Origin of the sequence: Antarcticibacterium sp. 1MA-6-2, from assembly GCF_021535135.1 — a bacterium.
Lineage (GTDB): Bacteria > Bacteroidota > Bacteroidia > Flavobacteriales > Flavobacteriaceae > Gillisia.
This window is the reverse complement of the sequence record NZ_CP091036.1, coordinates 2,489,072-2,511,715: the sequence shown is the minus strand read 5'-3', so window position 1 is coordinate 2,511,715 and position 22,644 is coordinate 2,489,072. Positions and strand designations below refer to the sequence as shown.

21 protein-coding genes and 3 pseudogenes are annotated in these 22,644 nt (G+C 38.3%); all 24 read left to right on the top strand.

Translation table 11 applies throughout. The features are described from left to right. Window positions 1-771 precede the first annotated feature (771 nt). Window positions 772-870 (top strand): annotated as a pseudogene (locus tag LZ575_RS22605) (sugar phosphate nucleotidyltransferase); the annotation flags it as partial. Between the two features lie 210 nt (window positions 871-1,080). Further along, window positions 1,081-2,160, top strand: coding sequence for a transposase (locus tag LZ575_RS12775; protein ID WP_235324926.1), 1,080 nt, complete (start codon window positions 1,081-1,083; stop codon window positions 2,158-2,160). A gap of 17 nt (window positions 2,161-2,177) precedes the next feature. Continuing rightward, window positions 2,178-2,663: a transposase gene (locus LZ575_RS12770; protein WP_235324925.1), complete on the top strand. Its 486-nt coding sequence runs from the start codon at window positions 2,178-2,180 to the stop codon at window positions 2,661-2,663. 12 nt (window positions 2,664-2,675) lie between these two features. Further along, window positions 2,676-3,518 carry a sugar phosphate nucleotidyltransferase gene (locus LZ575_RS12765; RefSeq protein WP_311196111.1) on the top strand — a complete coding sequence of 281 codons (843 nt, stop codon included), beginning with the start codon at window positions 2,676-2,678 and terminating at the stop codon, window positions 3,516-3,518. A 165-nt stretch (window positions 3,519-3,683) separates the two neighbouring features. Further along, a complete protein-coding gene (gene gmd / locus LZ575_RS12760; RefSeq protein WP_235324924.1) occupies window positions 3,684-4,799 on the top strand; it encodes a GDP-mannose 4,6-dehydratase in 1,116 nt (371 codons plus the stop codon). Window positions 4,800-4,891: 92 nt separating this feature from the next. Next, window positions 4,892-5,843, top strand: a pseudogene (locus LZ575_RS12755) (GDP-L-fucose synthase family protein). A gap of 126 nt (window positions 5,844-5,969) precedes the next feature. Beyond that, window positions 5,970-7,392: pseudogene (locus tag LZ575_RS12750) on the top strand (nucleotide sugar dehydrogenase). An 89-nt stretch (window positions 7,393-7,481) separates the two neighbouring features. Beyond that, window positions 7,482-8,237, top strand: coding sequence for a glycosyltransferase family 2 protein (locus LZ575_RS12745; protein ID WP_235324923.1), 756 nt, complete (start codon window positions 7,482-7,484; stop codon window positions 8,235-8,237). A gap of 604 nt (window positions 8,238-8,841) precedes the next feature. Then, window positions 8,842-9,558, top strand: a complete 717-nt coding sequence (locus LZ575_RS12740; protein WP_235324922.1) for an O-antigen ligase — start codon at window positions 8,842-8,844, stop codon at window positions 9,556-9,558. After that, complete coding sequence (locus LZ575_RS12735; RefSeq protein WP_235324921.1) at window positions 9,558-10,844, top strand: lipopolysaccharide biosynthesis protein; 1,287 nt, start codon at window positions 9,558-9,560, stop codon at window positions 10,842-10,844. The genes LZ575_RS12740 and LZ575_RS12735 overlap by 1 nt, the downstream gene beginning before the upstream one ends. Continuing rightward, window positions 10,831-11,547: a DapH/DapD/GlmU-related protein gene (locus LZ575_RS12730; protein WP_235324920.1), complete on the top strand. Its 717-nt coding sequence runs from the start codon at window positions 10,831-10,833 to the stop codon at window positions 11,545-11,547. The genes LZ575_RS12735 and LZ575_RS12730 overlap by 14 nt, the downstream gene beginning before the upstream one ends. Window positions 11,548-11,550: 3 nt before the next feature. Continuing rightward, on the top strand, window positions 11,551-12,294 hold the full coding sequence (locus LZ575_RS12725; protein ID WP_235324919.1) for a glycosyltransferase family A protein: 744 nt from the start codon (window positions 11,551-11,553) through the stop codon (window positions 12,292-12,294). Window positions 12,295-12,348: 54 nt separating this feature from the next. Then, the gene (locus LZ575_RS12720) at window positions 12,349-13,110 is read left to right on the top strand and encodes a glycosyltransferase family 2 protein (protein ID WP_235324918.1); all 762 of its coding nucleotides are present in this window, start codon (window positions 12,349-12,351) and stop codon (window positions 13,108-13,110) included. Window positions 13,111-13,337: 227 nt separating this feature from the next. Then, window positions 13,338-14,339 (top strand): hypothetical protein, encoded by a 1,002-nt coding sequence (locus tag LZ575_RS12715; RefSeq protein WP_235324917.1) that lies wholly within the window; start codon window positions 13,338-13,340, stop codon window positions 14,337-14,339. Window positions 14,340-14,370: 31 nt separating this feature from the next. Then, the gene (locus LZ575_RS12710; protein WP_235324916.1) at window positions 14,371-15,102 is read left to right on the top strand and encodes an outer membrane beta-barrel protein; all 732 of its coding nucleotides are present in this window, start codon (window positions 14,371-14,373) and stop codon (window positions 15,100-15,102) included. A gap of 288 nt (window positions 15,103-15,390) precedes the next feature. Next, window positions 15,391-15,756 (top strand): YjbH domain-containing protein, encoded by a 366-nt coding sequence (locus tag LZ575_RS12705; protein ID WP_235324915.1) that lies wholly within the window; start codon window positions 15,391-15,393, stop codon window positions 15,754-15,756. Beyond that, the gene (locus LZ575_RS12700) at window positions 15,749-15,898 is read left to right on the top strand and encodes a hypothetical protein (RefSeq protein WP_235324914.1); all 150 of its coding nucleotides are present in this window, start codon (window positions 15,749-15,751) and stop codon (window positions 15,896-15,898) included. The genes LZ575_RS12705 and LZ575_RS12700 overlap by 8 nt, the downstream gene beginning before the upstream one ends. Continuing rightward, a complete protein-coding gene (locus LZ575_RS12695) occupies window positions 15,879-16,985 on the top strand; it encodes a YjbH domain-containing protein (RefSeq protein ID WP_235324913.1) in 1,107 nt (368 codons plus the stop codon). The genes LZ575_RS12700 and LZ575_RS12695 overlap by 20 nt, the downstream gene beginning before the upstream one ends. A gap of 233 nt (window positions 16,986-17,218) precedes the next feature. Beyond that, a complete protein-coding gene (locus LZ575_RS12690; protein WP_235324912.1) occupies window positions 17,219-18,421 on the top strand; it encodes an MraY family glycosyltransferase in 1,203 nt (400 codons plus the stop codon). Window positions 18,422-18,650: 229 nt separating this feature from the next. Then, window positions 18,651-19,436 (top strand): polysaccharide biosynthesis/export family protein, encoded by a 786-nt coding sequence (locus LZ575_RS12685; RefSeq protein ID WP_235324911.1) that lies wholly within the window; start codon window positions 18,651-18,653, stop codon window positions 19,434-19,436. Window positions 19,437-19,439: 3 nt separating this feature from the next. After that, on the top strand, window positions 19,440-19,949 hold the full coding sequence (locus tag LZ575_RS12680; protein ID WP_235324910.1) for a Wzz/FepE/Etk N-terminal domain-containing protein: 510 nt from the start codon (window positions 19,440-19,442) through the stop codon (window positions 19,947-19,949). Continuing rightward, window positions 19,936-21,606 carry a GumC family protein gene (locus LZ575_RS12675; protein WP_235324909.1) on the top strand — a complete coding sequence of 557 codons (1,671 nt, stop codon included), beginning with the start codon at window positions 19,936-19,938 and terminating at the stop codon, window positions 21,604-21,606. Before LZ575_RS12680 ends, LZ575_RS12675 begins: the two co-directional genes overlap by 14 nt. Next, complete coding sequence (locus tag LZ575_RS12670; protein WP_235324908.1) at window positions 21,563-21,823, top strand: hypothetical protein; 261 nt, start codon at window positions 21,563-21,565, stop codon at window positions 21,821-21,823. Before LZ575_RS12675 ends, LZ575_RS12670 begins: the two co-directional genes overlap by 44 nt. Before the next feature lie 317 nt (window positions 21,824-22,140). Continuing rightward, window positions 22,141-22,587 (top strand): hypothetical protein, encoded by a 447-nt coding sequence (locus LZ575_RS12665; protein WP_235324907.1) that lies wholly within the window; start codon window positions 22,141-22,143, stop codon window positions 22,585-22,587. The last annotated feature ends 57 nt before the right edge of the window (window positions 22,588-22,644 follow it).

The following is a 22,644-nucleotide window of genomic DNA, read 5'->3' as shown; positions in this document are numbered from 1 at the left end:
AAATTTGAAACCAGAAATCATAAACCAGAAATCTTTCCCCCGAGTCATTGCGGGCGAAGAGGAAAATAAAGTCACACCACTGCCAGTTCCCTGAGCAAAGCAATCTCATCTATGGAAAGATTTCCGCGGTTTTCCGTTTAGCGTTTTTCATTCTCAGTTTTCCGTAATTTAAGAATTATTATAAGACCACCGAAAGCGAAAGAAAATCAAGTCCATAAAAGCAGCTTTCCTACAAATTCTACACATAAATTTTTTCGCTTAATTACAATACTTTTTACTCCCTGGACTTTTCCTAAAAATTTCTTAAATAAGTTCCTGCAAATTCTGTGATACTAATCGTAACCTAAAGATTATTAAGGTTTTCCATAAAAGTTCGACTTTTAACTATAACGATATTGTTTATAAAAAACCTTAAAATTTTAACAGAATAGCTTGTCCGTTAAAAAGAAGCCGCCTTATATTTGCAGCTTTATTGAAAGAAAGGTGCTTTCAACGATAAAAAATGACCTTTTGCCGAATTGACGACTAGAAATGGGACTCACAGCGGCGAAGCCATGAAAGGAGACCGCTGCGCTGCAAGAATCAAGAACAAAGACCGCTGCGCTGCAAGACAAATTTAAGTCTTGTCTCTTGGATCTTGTCTCTTGGATCTTTCTTGGTTCCTCAAAGAACCGAAGACGTGAACCTTACAACACATAACCTACACCCCCTGAACTAAAAAATTCCCCCGTTGGCAGTCCCCCCGTCACTGCTGATTCAAAAATTTAAATTATGCCCCTCACTTACCACGTTCTCCTTACAGGAGGAGTAGGAAGCAGGCTTTGGCCGCTCTCCAGGCAGTCCCGGCCAAAACAATACCTTCAGTTATTTTCAGATTCGTCACCCGAATTGGCTGCCGTCACTTCGAGTGTTTTGCCCGATGGCGAAGCCAACGGGGAAAATGTATCGAGAAGCGGCGGGGAAAATGTAACGGAACATCATTCCCTGTTTGAACTCGCTGTAAAACGAAACGCTGCTTTTGCAGATTCTTTAATTGTTGTGCCTGTTGCACAAGTTACCGAAATTAGGTAATTTCATGGAATGCAAGGCAAAAAAGACTATCAGGAAAAACTCTTCACTTCCTTTAGGTTAAGTGATCGAATCCCAAAAGAAAATTTTTATCGCAGGTTAAAAGAGGCTCTCAACCTGGATTTCCTTTATCCACTCACCCACCAGTTCTATGGGGAGAGCGGACAAAAAAGTATCGACCCCGTGGTGTATTTCAAGATCTGCCTGGTGGGATATCTTGAGAATATTACTACAGATCGTGGCGTAATGGATCATTGTGCAATGCGGCTGGACATCCTTTATTTCCTTGGGTATGATGTAGATGAAGAACTACCCTGGCACAGCACCATAAGCCGTACCCGAAAGCTTTTTACCGATGATGTCTTTGAGGAAGTATTCACCCGGGTTTTTAAACTATGTGTAGAAGCAGGATTGGTAAGCGGGCATACACAAGCCATTGATTCAGCTCCTGTTAAAGCCAATGCTTCTATGGATAGCCTGGAGCTTAAAGTCCCGGCAGAAGATCTTGAAGAGCATCTCTCAAAGCTGCGTGTGCAAAGCAGCAGGGACCGAAAAGCCAAAGAGAACAAAGCCCCTAAAGAACAACAGGAAATTACCGCCAGTAAACAAGAATTACAGGAAATTAAGAGCCGTAATAAAAGATGGAGTAAGGACCAGGATATGAAACCCGGTGCAAAGAACAAAGGCAGTAAATATACCAGCAACAAAACCCACTACAGCCCCACAGATCCTGATGCAAGGATCAGTGTCAAACCCGGAAAAGCCAGGAAACTTAACTACCTCTGCAATATAGCCGTAGATACTAAAGCCCACGTAATAACAGATGTACAGGCCTACCATGCAGATAAGAAAGACACAAAATATTTAAAGGATACTGTTACAAGATTGAACAGGCGTTTACGCAGGGAAGGATTGATCTGGGAAAATCTGCTGGCAGATGCAGGTTATAGCAGTGGGGAGAATTATGCATACCTGGAAAATAAAGGTCTTACACCCTATATTCCACCACACGGCACTTACAAAGGAGGACCTGAAGGGTTCCAATATTTTAAAGAGGGCAACTACTGGCTGTGCCCGCAAGGAAAAAGGTAACCTTCCGGAAGCAGAAAATGGAGAATGGAAACTTAAAGGATAACTATTTTACTACAAGAGCAGATTGTAAAGACTGCCCAATAAAAAAAGCCTGCATTGGCAAGAGCCACGAAAAAAGGATCAATATTACCGCCTTTCGGGAAGAATACGAAAGAAATATTGAACGGGTAAAAAGCAGGCGTGGCCGCTATATGAAAGGCAAACGACAAGGCACGGTAGAACCCGTTTTTGGTACCCTTAAAGAATTCCTGGGACTAAGAAAAGTAAATACCATCGGAATTCGCCAGGCCAACAAATGTATGCACCTGGCCGCCATTGCGTATAACCTGAAGAAGTACCTGAAGTTTACCACAAGGAAAGTCAAGTCCGGGGCAAATGCCCTGCAAAAATGCCAAGACGCCGCTCCTTCTATTATAAAAGCTGAATTAATGGCTTTTCAAGCTGTTTTGATCCTCCTTTTTTCTTCCCAAAAAGTGTTTGTGAATAGAGCATCACTTGCTTAAAAAGCTTTAAATATAATAGGAAATCTTGTTTGTAGAGGAAATTATGAGGCTTGTGCAACGGTTACTGTTGTTGGCAACAGGGGAAACAAACAGTTATCGGCTGAGGGATTGCAAAAATTGAATGTTACAGATTATTTGGAAATTGTTGAAGCAACTCCGCGCAATACAGCTCCCGCAATAGCTTTTGCTGCTTTTGCTGCGAGGCCCCAGGATATTCTGCTGGTAACTCCGGCAGATCATATTATCAAAGAAGGCGGGGAATATACTTCTGCAGTTAAAAAAGCAATAAAGCTTGCGGAACAGGATAATCTGGTAACTTTTGGAATTCAGCCTACCAGGCCTGAAACAGGTTATGGATATATCGAGTACAATAAGACAGATGTATTATCTTTCCGGGAAAAACCGAATACTGAAACTGCCAAAGATTTTCTAAGACAGGGTAATTTTTTATGGAACAGCGGGATGTTTTGTTTTAAAGCTAGTGTATTTTTGCAGGAGCTGAAAAAATATTCTGAAGAGGTTTATGAACAATCTCTGGTAGCCTGGAAGGCAGCTGATGAGAATCAGCTTGAAGTTGCAACTTCGATGGAGATTCCCTCTGTAAGTGTAGATTACGCTGTAATGGAGAAGAGTGACTTACTTAAAGTAGTGCCTTCAGATTTTGAATGGAGTGATATGGGAAGTTTTGAAGCTGTTTATGATTACCTTAGAGAGCAGGGGCATCCTGTTGATGAAGCAGGTAACATGGTAATTGGGAGTGATATCTATACAGCATTTGTAGGGATGCGCAACAGTATCCTAGTGTGTACAGAAAATGCTAACCTGGTACTTCAAAAGAAGTGTCCCAGGATATAAAAGATCTTTATCAAAAACTAGAAATAAATAATCCCGCATTGGTGGGGTAAAACAATCCGCGGTGTTAGTTCGAGTGATTTTCAGAAGTGGGAGCTTGTGAAAATTGTGTCGAGAACCGCATAAATCCGTGGAATCATTTTTAAAATCCGCGAAATCTTTTTCAACATGAAAAAAATAGCATTAATTACAGGAGTTACGGGTCAGGACGGAGCTTACTTAAGTGAATTCCTTCTTAAAAAAGATTATATAGTTCACGGGATCAAAAGAAGATCCTCTCTTTTTAATACTGATAGGATTGATCATCTTTACCAGGATCCACATGAGGCAAACAGGAATTTCATCCTCCACTATGGAGATATGACTGATAGTACAAACCTTATCCGATTGATCCAGGAGATCCAGCCGGATGAGATCTATAATCTGGCTGCAATGAGCCATGTTGCTGTTTCTTTTGAAACTCCGGAATATACAGGAAATGCTGACGGACTTGGAACTTTGAGAATTCTGGATGCAGTAAGATTGTTAGGTCTGGAAAAAAAGACCAGGATCTATCAGGCTTCTACTTCTGAATTATATGGGAAAGTACAGGAAGTTCCTCAATCTGAAACTACTCCTTTCTACCCGCGCAGTCCTTATGCAGTAGCAAAAATGTATGCTTACTGGATCACGGTAAATTACCGCGAGGCATACGGAATGTTTGCCTGCAACGGAATTCTTTTCAACCACGAATCTCCCCTTAGAGGTGAAACCTTTGTAACAAGAAAAATTTCCCGTGCAGCAGCCCGAATTGCATTGGGGTTACAGGATAAATTTTATTTAGGAAACCTGGATGCTCAAAGAGACTGGGGCCATGCGAAGGATTATGTGAGAATGATGTGGATGATCCTTCAGGCAGAAGAAGCTGAAGACTGGGTGATCGCGACAGGAAAAACCACTCCCGTAAGAGATTTTGTAAGAATGGCTTTTGCTGAAGTTGGAATAGAACTCGAATTTAAAGGAACAGGAGTAGATGAAAAAGCCTATGTTGTTTCCTGCAGTAATCCTGAATTCCAGTTGGAAGCAGGAAAAGAAGTGCTGGCAGTAGACCCTAAATATTTCCGACCTACAGAAGTCGATCTTTTAATAGGAGACGCCACTAAAGCAAATACAAAATTAGGCTGGACCCCGAAATATGATCTAAAAGATCTTGTAAAAGAAATGATGGAGAGCGATGTGCAGTTGATGAAAAAAGATCAGCACTTAAAAGTTAGCGGCTACCAGATCCTAAACTATTTCGAATAAAATTATAGTAATAATGAGCTCCTTCCCTTTTTTTAAGGGAAGGTGGATTAACCTGCCACAGCAGGATAAGACGGAAGGGTAAATTTTGAGAAATGAATAAATCAACAAAAATATACATCGCTTAATCACCGCGGAATGGTTGGATCCGCTATTTGGCGCAAATTAGAAGCCGAAGGTTATTCTAATATTTTAGGTAGAACATCATCTGAACTTGACTTAAGAAATCAGGCGGCTGTAAATGATTTTTTCGCTTCTGAAAAACCCGAAGTGGTAATAGACGCTGCAGCAAGAGTAGGAGGGATATTGGCCAACAACGACTATCCTTACCAGTTCTTAATGGAAAACCTCCAGATCCAGAACAACCTTATAGACGGTTCCCATAAACATGACGTACAGAAATTCATCTTTCTAGGCAGTTCCTGCATCTACCCTAAACTGGCACCACAACCTCTTAAAGAAGAATACCTGCTTACAAGCAGCCTGGAACCAACCAATGAATGGTACGCCATAGCAAAGATCGCCGGAGTAAAAGCATGTGGAGCTATCAGGAAACAATTCGGAAAAGATTACGTATCCCTTATGCCTACGAACCTGTACGGCAGCCACGACAATTTTGATCTGCAAACATCCCACGTGCTTCCGGCGATGATCAGGAAATTTCACGATGCTAAAGGAAATAGTGAGCCTGTCGAACTATGGGGCTCCGGTAACCCAATGAGAGAATTTTTATATGTTGATGATCTGGCAGATGCTGTGTTCTTTGCGCTAGAGAATAAGCTTTCTGAAAACCTATACAACGTAGGCACTAAGCAAAGATTTAACGATAAAAGAACTTGCTGAAACTATTCAAAAGATCACTCTAGCCACACCGGAGACATCATCTGGGACAGCTCAAAACCCGATGGTACTCCACGTAAACTTATGGATGTCTCCAAACTTGCAAAAGAAGGGTGGAAGTCTTCTACTCCTCTGGAAGAAGGAATAAAGAGAACTTATCAGTGGTTCCTGGAGAACAGTGTCAATTATAAAGAAGTTAAACTATAAAAATCCGCACAAATCCGTGGAATCCGCATTTACTCAGTGAAACTCCTTAAACTCTGTGTTTAAACCATCCACGAAATCAGCCACAATCAGTGGAATCCATATTATAAAATCAGTACAATAATTTTCATGAAAGACATTAGAATTGCAGTTATAGGCCTGGGTTATGTAGGTTTACCACTCGCCAGGTTATTCGCCACAAAATTTCCAGTTACAGGATTTGATATAAATGTAAAACGTGTAGAAGAATTAAAAAACGGCCACGATAATACTTTAGAAGTAGAAGATGAGGTGCTGCAATCTGTTCTGGTAGATAGAGGACAATGGATTGTCAAAAGTATTGAACAGCATAAAGCTGAGCCTGTCAAAAATCGTCATGCTGAGCTTGTCGAAGCATTGCATGTTGAGCCTGTAGAAGTTTGTCATGCTGAGCCTGTCGAAGCACTTTATAATGAACCTGTCGAAGCACCTACTAGTCTTTTCTGTTCTTATGATCTGGAAGATATTGCCAACTGCAATCATTATATTATCACGGTCCCAACTCCGGTTGATAAAAATAACCGACCCGATCTTACCCCGCTCTACAAGTCCAGTGAAAGTGTAGGGAAAGTATTGAAGAAAGGGGATATTGTAATTTACGAATCTACTGTATATCCGGGAGTAACCGAAGAGGAATGTGTGCTTAGTACTGGAAAGGGTGAGCGGACTCAAATTTAATGAAGATTTCTTTGTAGGCTATTCTCCCGAACGTATCAACCCGGGAGATAAAGAACACACCGTAGAAAAAATATTAAAAGTAACAGCAGGTTCCACCCCTGCAATTGCAAAGCAGGTAGATGCCCTTTATAAAGCAGTGATCATAGCTGGAACGCATCTGGCTCCAACCATTAAAGTAGCGGAGGCTGCAAAGGTAATTGAGAATTCCCAGCGTGACATTAACATAGCATTTGTAAATGAACTTGCCAAGATCTTCAACTTAATGGGTATAGATACCCAGGACGTTTTGGAAGCTGCGGGCACTAAATGGAATTTCCTGCCGTTTAAACCGGGACTGGTTGGCGGGCATTGTATAGGAGTAGATCCTTATTATCTGGCACAAAAAGCACAGGAAATGGGATATCATCCCGAAATTATTCTTGCAGGAAGACGTATGAACGATTCTATGGGGCAATATGTAGCTTCAGAAGTTATTAAGCTAATGCTGAAGAACGACCTAAAAGTAAAAGGAGCCAACATTCTGGTTTTGGGCATCACTTTTAAAGAAGATTGTCCTGATGTACGAAACACAAAAGTGGTGGATGTTGTAAAACATCTTGAAGAATACCAGACAAAAGTGACTATTTATGATCCTTTAGCAAATCCTGCAGAAGTTAAACACGAATACGGCTTGGAAACAACAAAACTCTTACCTACAGGTAAGTTTGATGCGGTGGTTTTAACTGTAGCACATAAGGAGTTTTTAGAAATGGATCTTGAACAATTTAAAGCTGAACAGGCAGTGGTGTATGATGTCAAGGGAGTAATGGGGATATTTGCTGATGGTAATTTATAAAAAAAACAAATTTTTCATTTCTCACTTAATTTTCCTTCAGCAAAATTAAGTGAGAAATATTTGTTCCCCTTATGCTAAGATTAAATCACATGCTACAAAATAAAAATCCCTTAATTAGTATAGTTATTCCTACCTATAAGAGAGGAGAAAAGCTTCAAAGAGCCATAGATTCCGTAATTAACCAAACCTACACAAATTGGGAAGTTTTGGTTGTTGATGATAATAATCCTGATACTAAGGATCGAAAGGAAACTGAAAAATTAATCGAATTTTATAAGTCGGATAATCGTATTAAATATTTAAAGCAGGTCAGAAATTCAGGTGGAGCGGTAGCTAGAAATACAGGGATAAAAAATAGTGAAGGAGAATTAATTGCATTTTTAGATGATGATGATCAATTCTTACCAGAGAAATTAGAGAAACAGGTTCAATTTTTAAATGAAAACAAAAATTTCCAAGGAGTGTACTGTGGCAGTATTTGGCATGGACAGAAAGTTATACCCTGCTTGTCTGGCGATCTACGGAAAGAATTACTGCAACTCAAAACATCTATTTTTACACCAACTATGATGTTTTATAAAAGTGTTCTCCTAATGCTTGAAGGATTTGATGAAAATTTTAAAAGGCATCAGGATTATGAACTATTGTTAAGATTTTTCAGCAAAAATTATGAAATAGGAGTCCTTTCCGAGTCCTTAGTAATTATTGGTACAAATAGTGGAGAAAATGTTTTACGTGGCAAAGATCTCGAAAATTTAAAACGAAATTTTTTGCAACAGTTTAGTTCAATAATTGAAGAAATTGAAAAAAAAAGAACCGGGTTTTCAAAAAGAAATCCATTGTAAAAATTTTTCTAGAGTTTTAATAGACTACGTGATAAGAGGAAATTTTAAAGCAGCAAAGAGATTATTTCTCGAACAATATCGCAGTTTTGGCTTTAGAATTCTTTCAGAATTTTTTGTGCAATTCTTTATTTTAGTAAAGAAAAAATACGGAGGTAGAGCTAAATGATTTTAAGTGAATCAAGAAGATCTAAAACATCTATCATTTTTGTTATTTACCTATTTGTATTTTCCATTCTTAAAATATTGTGGATTGACCTTTCTATTAAGAACACCACTCTAATATTAGCTTTTGTCGCTTCTTTTTTACTCGTAGGGTCTATTATTTATTCTTGGAAGATTTTAACCCCCCCCCTTTCTCTTAGCCCTTAAATTTTTATTTTTAAATCTCTTTTTTTTTCTGTTAAACAATGCATTTAGAGAAAGTGAAAATATTTTTTCTACTCGACTATACGAATTTCTAATTTTTGGAATTCTTCCTGTTTTATTGTTGTCTCAAACTATTTGCCTGAGACTTTTATTTAAATCTTACGTCGTTTTATCCATCTTAATATTTCTTCTTTATGCTTTTGATCCATTCATGGGTTACAAGTATAGTGGTAATTATATGGATTATGGCTATCAAATGATGTTGCCAGTTTTCTTTGGAAGTCATTTAGGAAGAATCTTGTTTAAGTGGAAATTTTTAATTTTTATTCAATTAGCAGTTTTTGGCTTGATTTTAATTTTTGGTAATAGAATGGCTTCTATTGCCTGTATCGTTTTTGTTATATTTATGGATTTTTTCTACCTCGGATTTAATAAAAAAAAATTTCTAATTTATTTTTTAATTGGTATTATAGCTAGTTTAGGTATCTTATTTTTACAAGATATTCTTGCGTGGATTGCAGAAATTCTTGAAAGACATAATCTATCTAGTTATAGTCTTCGAACAATCATAAATTTTCAAGATTTAGGGTCCTTTTCTGCAGGGCGAGATATAATTTGGGATAATGCTACTGGAATGATTTTGGAAAAGCCCATTTTTGGTCATGGAATTGGAGTCTTTGAAGTATTATATGATACTTATTCTCATAACGTAATTTTGGATTTATTGATTAGTTTTGGTTTTGTAGGTTTCCTCATTTACTTCTACCTTTTAATTAAAGCATTTAAAAAGATATTAAATACTGAGGGATATGTAAGACTTCTGGGAATTATTCTTTTTTGCACAAGTTTTCCGAAACTTTTTACTAGTATCTATATTTTTAAAGAACTTAGCTTTTTGGCTTTTCTTATTTTATGGATTTTTTGCGCCTTACTTAACCAGATTTCCTCCAAATAATGTGGTTAAAGGATAATTTTTATGGCGTTCTAAAAAAAGGAAAGAAAAATTCTTTTATTAAAGGATTTTCTTTTTTGTTAGGAGGGACAGTTATTACTCAAATTATAACTTTGGTTTTAGCTCCAGTTTTAACAAGATTGTATTCACCTGAAGAATATGGAATTAATGCTCTTTATATTTCCACCATTTCAATGTTAGGAGTTTTTGCCACCTTACGGTTTAACAGTGCAATAGTAATCGCCGAAAATATTTTTGAACGTAATAGGCTAATCCGGTTATGTATTATAACTACAATATCCATTTCTGTTATTAGTTTGATTACAATTGGAGGCATTCAATTTTCGGGACATTATCGAAATTTTGGCTGGTTATGGTTTGTTCCTTTATCAGTTCTTCTAATGGGATTTTTTGAAATTCTATATGCCTCCATACTTAATCAAAACAAATATAAAGTTTTAGCTAAAATTACTATTGTAAAAATCACCATACAAGGAGTTGCTCAGATTTTATTTTCATTTTTTGGATTTGGTTATGCAGGTTTAATACTGGGAAATATTCTCTCTTTTGTGGTTGTATTATTTATTCTTTTAAATTTTCACCATCTAATTTTCGTTTGGAAAAACATAGTGGATTTTCACCGTTATTGGCAAACCTTCAAAACTTTTTTGGAGTATCCTAAATTTGCTTTTCCTGCAGAATTAGCAAGTATGGCTTCTTTAATGTTATTCCCTTTTTTAATTTCTTATTTATATACAGTTGAAGAAGTAGGTTTTTTTGCATTAGCTAATAAATTAATAGGAATTCCAATAGGTCTTTTTGGCAATTCCGTACGACAAGTTTTTGTGCGAGAAGTTAGTCCTTATGCAAAAAATTTTAATATGTTGAGGAAGAAATATACACAAACTAGTTTAGTTCTTTTTTTTCTAGGATTGGCGTCATCAGGAGTTTTATATATTCTTGGACCTTCCTTTTTTTCTTTTGTTTTTGGGAAGGAATGGGTAATGGCGGGGATTTATGTTCAAGCTTTAATCCTTTTGTTATTAGCTCGAATGACTATTACTCCATTGTTGTCAATTTTAATAGTGATAAAAAAGCAAAGAATGAGTTTAATAATTAATTTTAGTTTAGTTTTTGCTATGGTTTTGTGCACTACAGTATATAAAATATTTTTTTCAGCACAAATTCAATCTTTTTTATTCGCTATTTCTTTAGTCCTTAGTCTAATTTATTTCTCCAGCTTTTTTCTTATACTCAAAATTTTAAAAAATAAAAATGATGAAGATTAAATCCTTCTTAATCCATCTTTTAAGGCGTTTTAGGTATCCAAATAGGTATAATTCAAAGGTATATATAGAAACATTGAGAAAAGGAGGCTGCCATATAGGAGAAGGTACTTATTTTTTCGACCCCATAAATACACAGGTCGATGTAAGCAGGTTTGGTTTGTTACGAATTGGTAAGTTTTGTAAAATAACTAGTGGAGTTCATATTTTGACTCATGATTATAGTAGATCTGTTGTTAGATTGAAATATAAAGAAATACTGAATAGTGCTAAAATTACGGAGATTGGCAATAATGTTTTTATTGGCTTAAGAAGTATAATTTTACCTGGTGTTAAAATAGGAAATAATGTAATTATAGCAGCAGGTTCTGTTGTTTCTAAAGATGTTCCAGATGATTCTATAATTGGAGGAAATCCCGCAAAGGTGATTGCCTCTTTGGAAAATTTTTACCTAAAAAGAAGGGAACTTTTTCTTGGAGAGGCACTGTCCTATGGTAGAATGATTAAGAAAGAAAAAAAACGAAATCCTACTATACAAGAAATGGGTGATTTTTTCCCTCTTTACTTTAGTGGGGATGTTGAAGAATTGAAGAAAGAAGGGTATGCCCCTCGCTGCAACGGAGATGATAAAGAAGATTATCTGCGACAAATAAAAATAAATGAACCTAAATTCAAAAATTTTGAAGCCTTTCTTAGGGAACTATAATATATGAAATTAGAAGTTTTAATTGCTTGTATGCATCAAAAAGACAAAAGTATAGTTTATGCAGCAAATGCGACAAGTGATGTTTTAGTTATTAATCAAACTGACAAAGAATCCATCCAAGAATTCTCTCATTGCGACGGAAAGAAAGCTAGAATAATTGCCACACAAGAAAGAGGTCTTTCTAGGAGTAGAAATATGGCAATAAATAAGGCAAGAAACGAGATATGTTTACTTGTAGATGATGATGAGATTTTAAAGCCTAATTATGAGAGAGATATTTTGGAAGCTTATATAGCAAACCCCGACGCAGATATAATTGCCTTTGCGTTAGAATATCCTGGAAAGATTTATCCTAAAAAAGGCTATAAGGTTAGTTATCCTCAAGCGTTACGCATAGGGAGCTGCCAAATCTCTTTTAAAAGAAAATCCATTATTGAAAACAATATTCAATTCGATTTACGTTTTGGTTCAGGTACGAAAAATGGTCCCGGTGAAGAAAATCTTTTTTTGTTCGAATGTTTGCGAAAAGGGTTAAAAATTATTTATTGTCCTTTAGTTATTGGTGCTGTTAAACAAGAGCAATCTGAATGGTTCCACGGATTCAACTCTGAGTATTTTTTAAATAGAGGAAAAGTTACAAAAGCATTATTAGGTTCCTTCCTTGCTTTTTGGTATGCCCTATATTTTGCTGTTACTAAACATGATAAATATAAAAGCGAAACGAATTTTTTGAGAGCTTTTTTTTAATGATCAAAGGAATATTTACACCTATAATAAGCAGATGAAATTTCAAAAAAATTTATGAAAGGTCCATTAATATCCATCGTTACACCAACCTTTAATTCCGAAAAATATATAAAAGAAACGATTTCGTCTATTTTTAATCAAACTTATCAAAATTGGGAATTACTTATTATTGACGATTGTTCTTTAGACAAAACGGTGTCTTATATTAAAGAATTTTCTCAAAAAGATAAAAGAGTAACACTCTTTCAAAATGAAGTTAATTCAGGTCCTGCAGTTTCAAGAAACAAGGGAATAAAAGCAGCAACTGGAGATTTTCTTACGTTTTTAGATGGAGATGATATTTGGTTCCCTTCATTTTTAGAAAATTCTTTGAATGCTTGTCAGAATAATAATTACGAATTTGTATTTGCCTCCTACCGGAGACTGGATGAATCACTGCAGCCGTTACTGAGTGACTTCATCGTTCCAGATAAAGTTAAATATCAAGATGTCCTTAAAGCCTGTCCTATTCCTTGTTTGACCGCCTTTCTTGATATTAAAAGGATAGGGAAATATTATATGCCGATAATGAATAAAAGACAGGACTGGGGATTGTGGTTAGCCATTTTGAAAGAGGTGGATTTTGCTTATGGTATTCAAGAGCCTCTTGCAGCTTATCGTATGAGGAAAGATTCGGTTTCCAGAAGCAAACGCAAGCTCATTCCCTATGTGTGGCAAATTTACAGAGAGGTTGAGAATTTTAGCATTATAAAGTCCTCATACTACTTTTTGCATTGGGCTTTTAATGGATTTAAGAAATATTATATTAATCGTTAAATAAATTATTAATAGTTGACGTTGTGATGTAAAATCATTATAATTAAAGAAAAACCTGTTAGGATATGCAGGTAATTTTTAATAACTATGCAAATTCTTTAAAAATCATATCCTGAAGCCCCATTTATTAACAATTAAATCAAACCAATTAATCTTATGAATTTTAAATTTACCCCCTGCAGCGCAGGAGGCTGAGCTTTTGTTGCCTGGCCCTGTGCTCGTTGTTTTTGATCAACTGTAGTTCCAAAGACCTGGAATTTATTGATCCTTATGAATTTGTCAATACCGATTTTGATCAAATAGGAGATCTTCCCACCATTGTGGATGAAGACCAAGAAGTTACCGAACCCGAAGTGGGAGAGGTGGCAAACTCTGAAGAAACCCAGGCTATCATAAACGAAGTAATGGATCTTGGAGAAAGCGGAGAAGTGAGTGCAGCAACAAAGGCTAAATTGGAGGAAGTAGAAACCTTTATTGAACAACTTCCACCCGCCGTAAATACCGCTGCTCAAAATCTTGACGCTGAAGCTATAAACAATATTCTCGATCCATCTGTCGAATTAAGTTCAGATCTACAGGCGGTAAGAGACGCACTTTCCCTTCCAGCTTCAGTAAGACAATTACTTCCCGTTATTAACTTTAGTACTGATTTCAGAATAAGTTCTTCAGCAAATAAATCTGCTGTTGTTTATGATATTAATGATTCAGATATCCGTAGTCAGTCCGTAAGCGGACCTTGTGCAGATGCTGCCAGACTATCTTACGAGATTAAAATTGAAGATCTTGAGGCGCAGAGAGATGCAAATCTTGCCATTGTAGATGGCAACTATACCCGCAGATTAGGGGAGGCTGATACGCGTTATGAGCAAAGGCTGGTAGAGCAGGAAGAACGTCTTGCTACAAATACAGCAGATATAACTACTGTCCTGGTAGATCTTCTTGCGGCGGCTGATGCTGCTGCGGCTGCAGGAAATTTTGAACTGGAGGCTCAGATCCGTCAGTTAACCCTGCTTTATGCTATAGATGCAAGAGCTTCATTAATTGAGTGGAATAATTTAGTGTTGGAATTACTTGAAGACACCATGGCTGAAGAAAAAGCATGGGCCGAGGAGAGAAAAACCCTTCGTACGGCTGAAGTAACAGCTGCTTTTGACGCTGCTAAAGCTCAGGCAAACACTTTGCTTACAAGCGCACTTAACTCCTGTCACAACCAGGGATCAGGTAACTAATTCCAACTAATTAACCAGAGAAATTATTAAAATGAAAAAATATACAGCAGTAATATTACTGGCCCTGGGCTTCATCAGCTATAATGGTCAGTCACAAATAAAATTAAACAATCTTGGCCTGGGTGTTTCCTACTGGGAACGTTCTTACAGTGGCGTTGACGAAAGAGCTTTTTTAGCCAATTATGAAGGCGAAGGCGACTTTAAACAGGGAGCAGCAATGCCTTTTGTAAGTGCCGAATTAAACCTTTGGAAAAGTATAGCTTTAGACGGAAGAGTTGGAGTATGGTCAGCCGATTACGAGAGTGTGCAAAGTTTTGGTAACGGACTTACCATAGCCGAAAAAATGGAACAGACCATTATTCCTGTTTCTGTGGGACTTGTATACCGCGGAAGCGATCTAATTGCCACCAACTTTGATTTTTTTGCAGGAGTTGGAATTAACAGGTACTTTATTCAGAACAAAGTGAGCCGGGAAGTTAGCGGCGGGACAGGATCAATTTCTCCTGAAACTTTTAGCGGTAATAATTATGGCGTCAACTTTAAGGCAGGTTTGGAATATTATTTTTCAGACAAGCTTGGGGTAGCCCTGGAAGGAAGGTATAATACCGGAACATACAACCAGAACTATCGCGCGAACCAGGATGGGCCAATAGTAAATAATGAAGTTTCTATCCAGGGGCCGGAAGTAGGTTTAAGCCTTAAGTACAGGTTTGGTTACGAAAAGCCGGAAATAACAAAGGAATCTGAACCATTTGTACAGTAGGTTTAGAATTTTATTTTTTACAGCGGGATGCCTCATCTGGCATTCCGCTTTTCCACAACTTAACTTCCTGGGGAAACCGGGTTTAATGGTCATTCCTACTGCTCACTGGCAGGAGGACCGGGAACTGGGGCTTACGTTTTCTTACCTCCCTGACAAGTATTCTATTTTTAGTTCTCCGGGGGAAAGGAATACGGTAAACTTTTATAATGCCAGGATAAGCTTTACTTCCTTTATGGAAGCAAATCTTAGCATAGCTTACCAAGCCACTGATGGCAGACAAAATTGGGGTTGGAGACTAAGCAACTGGATTTCAGGTTTAGACTGTTGCGGGAGAAAAAATATATTCCGGCTATTGTGTTGGGTTGGACTCCACCGGGATCAGTTTCCCCGGTTATGGCTCACGATTACTTAGTGGTTACAAAAAATTTCCTTACCGGGATTGGAAACTTTCAGGTCACAGGCGGTTACGGTTCTCCTTTTGTTATCAGGAAAAATTCTCAACAGGAGGATTTTCTAAAATCCCTGGAGTTAAGGGAAAAATCAGATTATAAACATGGCAATTACCTTACGGGATTTTTTGGAGGCCTGTCTTATATGCCTGTCAGCTTCGGCGGAATAATGCTGGAATATGATACCCGAACATTTAATGCCTAGTGCTTTTATACAATTTAAAGAATGGTTGTATTTGCAGGCTTATACTTTTGAAGCAAAGGAACTGGCTTTCCAGGTAAGTACCCAGCTAAATTTAGATTTCTCACCCCGTAGTCTACGACGCTATGAGAAAACACTGGATTAGCTTTTGCCTTGCCTGTTTTTGTTGCGCAGTGCAGGCACAGGACATCGAAAAAAAGCTTTTTGAAGCTGGATTTGAAAATGTACAGGTAAAGCAGGAAAAAGACACCACCAAAGTTTATTTTGAACATCGGGAATTTCGAAGCCCATTTCACAGTATGCGGTATGCTAACCTGCTACTGCAGGAAGAGCAAAAAGAACTAATATTCGTTCCCCTGCATCACAGCAGGCCGATAGGAAATTATACGGCCGATACTTTTGAATTTAGTGCACTGAGTAAAGAAGACAGGAGGTTCTTCAGGGATGAAATTAGCGGTTACAGGTTTCATTTCCGGATTCATCCCGATCTTTCCGCCAGGTTTGGATATTACAGCTCTCCTTTCCAGGTAAAATTTAATGTAGTGCTGGACAGCAGGATCTATCTTGCCCCGGGGCTGAGTGTACAAACCGGGATTAGCATTCCGGTAGAGAATTCCCTGGATGCACAGGATATGAAGCCACGGCTTGCTCCCAGTATGTTGCACTATTTTATACAGCCTGTGAACAGCCATTTCGTGGCTTTAAGTGTGGGAACTTTTTATTATGACACCTACGGAATAGATTTCCAGTACAGGTATGCTCCCTTAGATGGTCAATGGAGTTTTGGATTGGAGGCAGGTTATACAGGATTCTACTGGCTGAATGCTGATGGATTTTATTCCGAAGACCTGGAAGATCTTCACTTGGTTACCGATGTGGAGTTCCGGCCCAATTTTCAAAATTTAAGTTTTAAACTGAGCGGCGGTCAATTTATGTTTGGCGACAGGGGGATTAGAGCAGATATGATAAAGCAGTTTGGAACTGTGGATGTAGGACTTCACGGAGGCTGGAGCGATTTAGGAACGACAGCAGGTTTTCAAATTGCCTTTCCACTGTTCCCCGGAAAGATTTACAGAAATCGACACCTGGAGATAAGAACAACTGAAGAATTTCGCTGGGAATACAATTATAATAACGAAGAACCCGTTACAAGAAGTTACAGGATTGGAATGCCGAGAATTTCAGATGTGCTTAGGCAGTATAATTCAAATTTGATGAAAAACCTTGATTAGTAAATAGTTAAGATTTAATAGTTAAAAGTTAAAGAGTAAAAGAGGCAAAAAAGGAAAGAGGAAAGGCTGCCGGATGAATTCGAAAGAAAGGACCAATAACCCATAACCTATAAACAGGAACCTACAACCTATAACTGACAACCTATAACTTAGAACTTTACAACCAAAAATACCAGATTTCCCCTACGGATTGGTACTAACATAAAAGTAACTTACATCCAAAAACAACTAATATGAACATCCTTGATCAGGAAACAATTGTAGAATTGTTTCGGACTTACAATTTACTATTTATAGGAGGCCTGTTCTTAATTGCTTTTTGCCTTACCTACTATTTAATCCCAAAAGTTCTTTGGGTGAGTAAGGAGAAGAATTTAATGGCACAGGTAAATGACCGCAGTTCGCATTCAACGGCTACCCCTTCGTTTGGGGGAGTGGCTTTTTATGTAACGCTCATCCTGCTACTTACCACGCTGCAAACGCTACGTTTGACCTATGTAGGAAACCATCTTATAGCTGCAATTACTATTTTATTTATGGTTGGGATCAAGGATGACCTTGTTATCTCTACGGCCAGGGTAAAACTCTTTGGACAATTGGCGGCTATTTGCTTTCTAATATTTTCTCCTGAAATGCAACTGTCAAATTTGCATGGGTTTTGGGGCATCTATGAGATACCTGTGTTAATGGGTTATGCCATTAATGCTGTTATTGCAATTGCTCTTATCAACGCCTATAATCTTATTGACGGGATTGACGGCCTCGCCTCTATGGTTGGGATCGTAATTGCGGGAGTATATGCGGGAATTTTTTATACGACCGGGAATTCTTATTTTGTACTGGTAAGCACAGGCCTGGTGGGAATACTTACAGCCTTTATGAGGTTTAACTTCTCGCGTGGCAGGAAAAAGATCTTTATGGGAGATTCCGGTTCGCTGGTTATAGGTTTGATCCTTGCTTTTCTCACAATTAAAGTGTTAGTAATGGCACCGCAAACTCAAATTTTAACTGATGGACATATTCCGGCCAACAGGTTACTTCTTATTGCAAGTGTACTGTTTATACCTGCTTTTGATACCCTGAGGGTGATTGTTATAAGGTTACTGGATAAAAGAAGTCCCTTCTCTGCAGATCGTAATCACGCTCACCATATTTTACTGGATTTAGGTATGACTCACTTCCGTGCCAGCTTTAGCCTTGCTATGTATAACCTGCTGGTAATAAGCTCTTATTTTTATCTGTCGACAAAACTCAGCAACCTATGGCTCACTTTTGTAGTGGTATTTATGTACTCCCTTACCTTTTTGGTGGTTACAAGGTTAAAAATCATAACCGACAGAGAAGCCAAACCTACTCACACTACAGTGCCAAGAATGGAGGGGATCAAGATTGAGAGGGTAGAGAAAGTCAAGAAAGAATTAGTGGAAGCATCGTAAAAGGGTTCATAGTTCAATGTTTTAAGTTTGAAGTTCTTGTTCAGGTTGAATAAGTAAAGAGGACAAGAGGCGAAAGTTTAGGATTTCAGTTTCAGGAACTAAGACCTACAACTGATAACCTACAACTGATAACCTACAACTAATAACCATGAACCGAGACCTCACATTTAACATCCTGAACATTAAGTTTTCCTTAACATAAATATATATTTGCAAAAAGTTATATTGAATGAAACTCCCCAAATTTTTTATTTTTTCGGTTTTGGCAGTGCTTGTAAGTAGCTGTGTTTCCGGGAAGAAGATCACTTATTTTCAGAACATTGAGGATTTGCAGCAGGTGGCTGATGCTTCAAGGAGCAATTTAAGTATTAAGCCAAATGACCTGCTTACGATTTCCGTTTCCGGACCCGAGCCCGAGGCTGTTATGCCTTTTAACTTACCCGTAGTGGGAGTTGCAATGGGCGCAGGAATAGAGGCACAGATGAGAGTCTCCGGAACTCCACAGTTACAAAGTTACCTGGTGGACAGTGAAGGGAATATTGAATTTCCTATTTTGGGAACGGTAGAAGTTGCAGGACTGAACCGACAGGAACTGGCGGCAAAACTGAAGCAACAAATCTCTGATTATGTGCAGAACCCTATTGTCAACGTTAGGATTGTCAACTTCCAGGTAAGTGTGTTGGGAGAAGTAAACCGTCCCGGAACTTTTACTATACAGGATGAGTATTTAAGTTTGCCAAAAGCTTTAGGCCTTGCGGGCGATATGAGCATCTACGGAATGAGGGAGAATGTGCTGGTTATGAGGGAAGAAGGCGGCGTTACTAAATCAGCTTACCTCGACCTTACCGACGCCAACGTGGTGAACTCCCCTTTTTACTACCTGCAACAGAATGATGTGGTTTATGTTGAGCCGAACGGCGCCCAAAAGCAGGGTGCAGCCTACAACAGGAATGCTACAGTTTATATTTCCATAGCCTCTGTTTTAATTTCCCTGGCTATTTTGATTACCCGATAAATTATGTCACAACAACAATACACCCCGAACCGACCACAGGAAGAAGAAATTGATCTTCGGGAGGAATTTCAAAAATATTCCCGTTACTGGCCTGCTTTTGTAGGCAGTGTCGTCCTGTGTCTTTTACTGGCCTTTCTTTATTTAAGGTACTCTACTCCCATTTATCAGACTACTGCAACAATAATAATCAAAGACGAAAAGAACGGCGGAGCGATGTCTGAACTCGCTGCTTTTGAAAGCCTTGGACTCCTTAGCGGAATGGGAACAAACAGCCTGGAGAACGAAATGGGGATCCTGAGATCTAAACAGCTGATGAACCAGGTAGTGAAAGGGCTTCAGCTTAATACTCAGTACTTTGTAGATGGAAATGTGAGGACCTCTGAAGTTTATCAGGAGAAACCTGTAGAGGTACAGCTATTGGTGCTTGATGAAGAAAAACTTAAGCAGTCCTATAGATTTCAGATCCATGAAAATGAAGAAAGTGGTATCAAACTTGTAAATGAGGAGACTTAGTGCTGAAATTAAAGCTAAATATGGTAAGCCCGTAGATCTCGATTTTGGTACTGTAGTTTTAAACAGAAACCCTGAAGCCGTCCCGGAATATTATTTTCCTGTGACGGTAGTTTTCTCTTCTGTAGATAATGTCTCAGCGGCTTACAGACAAAAAATGCAGTTGAACTTAACCGATAAAAATTCCAGCTTAATAGAATTAAACCTGCAGGATCCCGTAAAGGAAAAAGCACAGGATATTCTCGATCAACTTATTCTGGAATACAATCGCCAGGCAATTGAAGACAAAAACTTAGTAGCCCGTAATACAGCTGAATTTATTGAAGATAGACTGGACATTATTACCCGGGAACTGGACTCAGTAGAAACCGGAAAAGAGCAATTTAAAGAAACTAACCGTCTCACTGATATCCAGGCAGAGTCCCAAATGTTCATTGAAAATGTGAGCGACTACAACAAGCAGCAGCAGGAAGTGGCTACCCAGCTGGAGCTTAGTAACGCTATGATCGAATATATCACCTCGGGAACAGGATCTGACCTTTTACCTGCGAACCTGGGGATTTCTGAAACCGGAGTAAATTCCCTTATTTCAGAATACAACAATTTAGTACTGGAACGTGACAGGATCCTTAGCGGATCTACAGAGCGCAACCCGGTAGTCGTGAGATTGAACAACAGTATAGACCAAATCAAGGAAAATGTTCTTGCCAGCTTACGCAGGATGAAGTCTAACCTGTTGATTGCAAAGGAAGATCTGGACCAACAGGCTGCGATAATAGGCGGACGTATAGCTACCGTTCCCGGGAAAGAAAAACAGTTTCGTGGTATTGAGCGGCAGCAGAATATAAAAGAAGCACTTTATCTTTTTTTATTGCAGAAAAGAGAAGAAACAAGTTTGTCCTTGGCTGTTACTGCGCCTAAAGCAAAGATCGTAGACAGTGCATACAGCTTAAATGAACCTGTTTCCCCAAAATCAAAGATCATACTTTTAGCAGCACTTATTCTTGGTTTTATTATTCCTTTCCTGATTATTTATCTGAAGAACCTGTTTAACAATAAGGTTGAGAGCCAGAAAGATATGCAGGCTGTGGCGAAGATCATTCCAATAGTAGGGGAGATCCCCAAAGTGAGCAAGAAGGAAGAGGAGATTATTTCGAAAAACGACCGATCTGTGATCTCTGAAGCTTTCAGGATCTTACATACAAACCTCCAATACCTGTTGGTTAATTCCACAAATACCGATAGCGGCAATGTGCTCTTTGTAACTTCCAGTGTAAAAGGAGAGGGGAAAACTTTTGTTGCTTTTAACCTTGCACTAACTCTTGCAAACGCCGGAAAGAAGGTGCTGATCATGGGAGCAGACCTTAGAAATCCACAGTTACAAAGGTATGAGTCTGATGCCAGGAACAACAAAGGGATAAGTGATTACCTGGTGAACAAAGAAATAGTACTGGAATCATTGATCAAAGAATCATCCTTACATTCTAATTTAAATTTACTTGCTTCAGGAAGTATTCCTCCCAACCCATCAGAACTCTGGAGACAGAATCGTGCCGATGAGCTGTTTGCCAATTTACGATCAGAGTATGACTATATAGTAGTAGATACTGCACTTAGTGATGCTGGTAACAGATACCTTCCTTATCAACAAGTTTGCTGATCTTACTTTGTATCTGGTACGTGCAGGTTATTCAGAAAAGCGCCTTCTGGATTTTGCGATTGATGCAAGGAATGACGGTAAGCTTCACGATGTAAGTTTTGTGCTGAATGATGTGAAACTGGTAAACTTTGGATATGGAAACAAATACGGCTACATCTATGGGGCTCATAAAGAAAAGTTCTGGGATAAATTAAAAGGGAAAGCTGCCATGTGGTAGAAGCCGCGGTTACCTTTTCTACCGAAGAACAGGAAATAAAAAATAAAAAAATGAATCCGGTCAATCCGGAAAGCTCACGGGAATAACTTCTTGTGAGCTTTATTATTTTAAGGAATTTTCTTATTATAAAAAATACCCGACTCGATGAAAAGCAGTTTTCCACGAAGAAGAGTCAATCTCTTGATCATTATGCTTTTAAACGTCGAAATAGAGTTTACATCTGATCATTTTTAAATTTTTTTAACAAAAGCTTAAATATTTCCTTAATTTGCTCTGCCTATTTTAGATGAGATAAATCCTATCCTAAAGCTTAGCAGATGGTAAATCGAAGTATAATAAGTTTCCTCCTTTTTTCTTTTGTTTCCGTAGCTGTTTTTTCCCAGGCGGAGTACAGTGGAGAAGTAAATTTATCGGGAATGGTTTCTTCACAGGACAATCTTCCCTTTTGGATGCACCACAACAAGCGGGGGCGGATTTTGGAGAATACCAACGTAGCAGGTTGGGTCTCCGGTAAAGCAATTTTTGAAACAGGTTTTTATTCCAGTCTTGAAATTGGAGCGGGAGGATTGGTTAGAGACAACGAAGGGGATGAATTTGCTGTTGATGAGGCTTATGCTCATTTCCAAACAGAAGATTTATATATAACAGCGGGAATTAAGCACCAGGAGGAGCTGTACAATGGTTTAAGTGCTTCCAACAGGAGCATCCTGTGGTCTTTAAATTCCCGGGCAATTCCAGGATTACAAATTGGTACCAACAAGTAGGTATATTTTAACCGCAATGAGGACGGTTTTGGATTTGAAGGTTCCTGGGAAGAATAC

Coding starts and splice junctions, on each gene's coding strand:
- LZ575_RS12775 (WP_235324926.1), top strand. CDS start 1,081: ATGCAAGGCAAAAAAGACTATCAGGAAAAACTCTTCACTTCCTTTAGG.
- LZ575_RS12770 (WP_235324925.1), top strand. CDS start 2,178: ATGGAGAATGGAAACTTAAAGGATAACTATTTTACTACAAGAGCAGAT.
- gmd (WP_235324924.1), top strand. CDS start 3,684: ATGAAAAAAATAGCATTAATTACAGGAGTTACGGGTCAGGACGGAGCT.
- LZ575_RS12745 (WP_235324923.1), top strand. CDS start 7,482: ATGCTACAAAATAAAAATCCCTTAATTAGTATAGTTATTCCTACCTAT.
- LZ575_RS12740 (WP_235324922.1), top strand. CDS start 8,842: ATGGATTATGGCTATCAAATGATGTTGCCAGTTTTCTTTGGAAGTCAT.
- LZ575_RS12735 (WP_235324921.1), top strand. CDS start 9,558: ATGTGGTTAAAGGATAATTTTTATGGCGTTCTAAAAAAAGGAAAGAAA.
- LZ575_RS12730 (WP_235324920.1), top strand. CDS start 10,831: ATGATGAAGATTAAATCCTTCTTAATCCATCTTTTAAGGCGTTTTAGG.
- LZ575_RS12725 (WP_235324919.1), top strand. CDS start 11,551: ATGAAATTAGAAGTTTTAATTGCTTGTATGCATCAAAAAGACAAAAGT.
- LZ575_RS12720 (WP_235324918.1), top strand. CDS start 12,349: ATGAAAGGTCCATTAATATCCATCGTTACACCAACCTTTAATTCCGAA.
- LZ575_RS12710 (WP_235324916.1), top strand. CDS start 14,371: ATGAAAAAATATACAGCAGTAATATTACTGGCCCTGGGCTTCATCAGC.
- LZ575_RS12700 (WP_235324914.1), top strand. CDS start 15,749: ATGCCTAGTGCTTTTATACAATTTAAAGAATGGTTGTATTTGCAGGCT.
- LZ575_RS12695 (WP_235324913.1), top strand. CDS start 15,879: ATGAGAAAACACTGGATTAGCTTTTGCCTTGCCTGTTTTTGTTGCGCA.
- LZ575_RS12690 (WP_235324912.1), top strand. CDS start 17,219: ATGAACATCCTTGATCAGGAAACAATTGTAGAATTGTTTCGGACTTAC.
- LZ575_RS12685 (WP_235324911.1), top strand. CDS start 18,651: ATGAAACTCCCCAAATTTTTTATTTTTTCGGTTTTGGCAGTGCTTGTA.
- LZ575_RS12680 (WP_235324910.1), top strand. CDS start 19,440: ATGTCACAACAACAATACACCCCGAACCGACCACAGGAAGAAGAAATT.
- LZ575_RS12675 (WP_235324909.1), top strand. CDS start 19,936: ATGAGGAGACTTAGTGCTGAAATTAAAGCTAAATATGGTAAGCCCGTA.
- LZ575_RS12665 (WP_235324907.1), top strand. CDS start 22,141: ATGGTAAATCGAAGTATAATAAGTTTCCTCCTTTTTTCTTTTGTTTCC.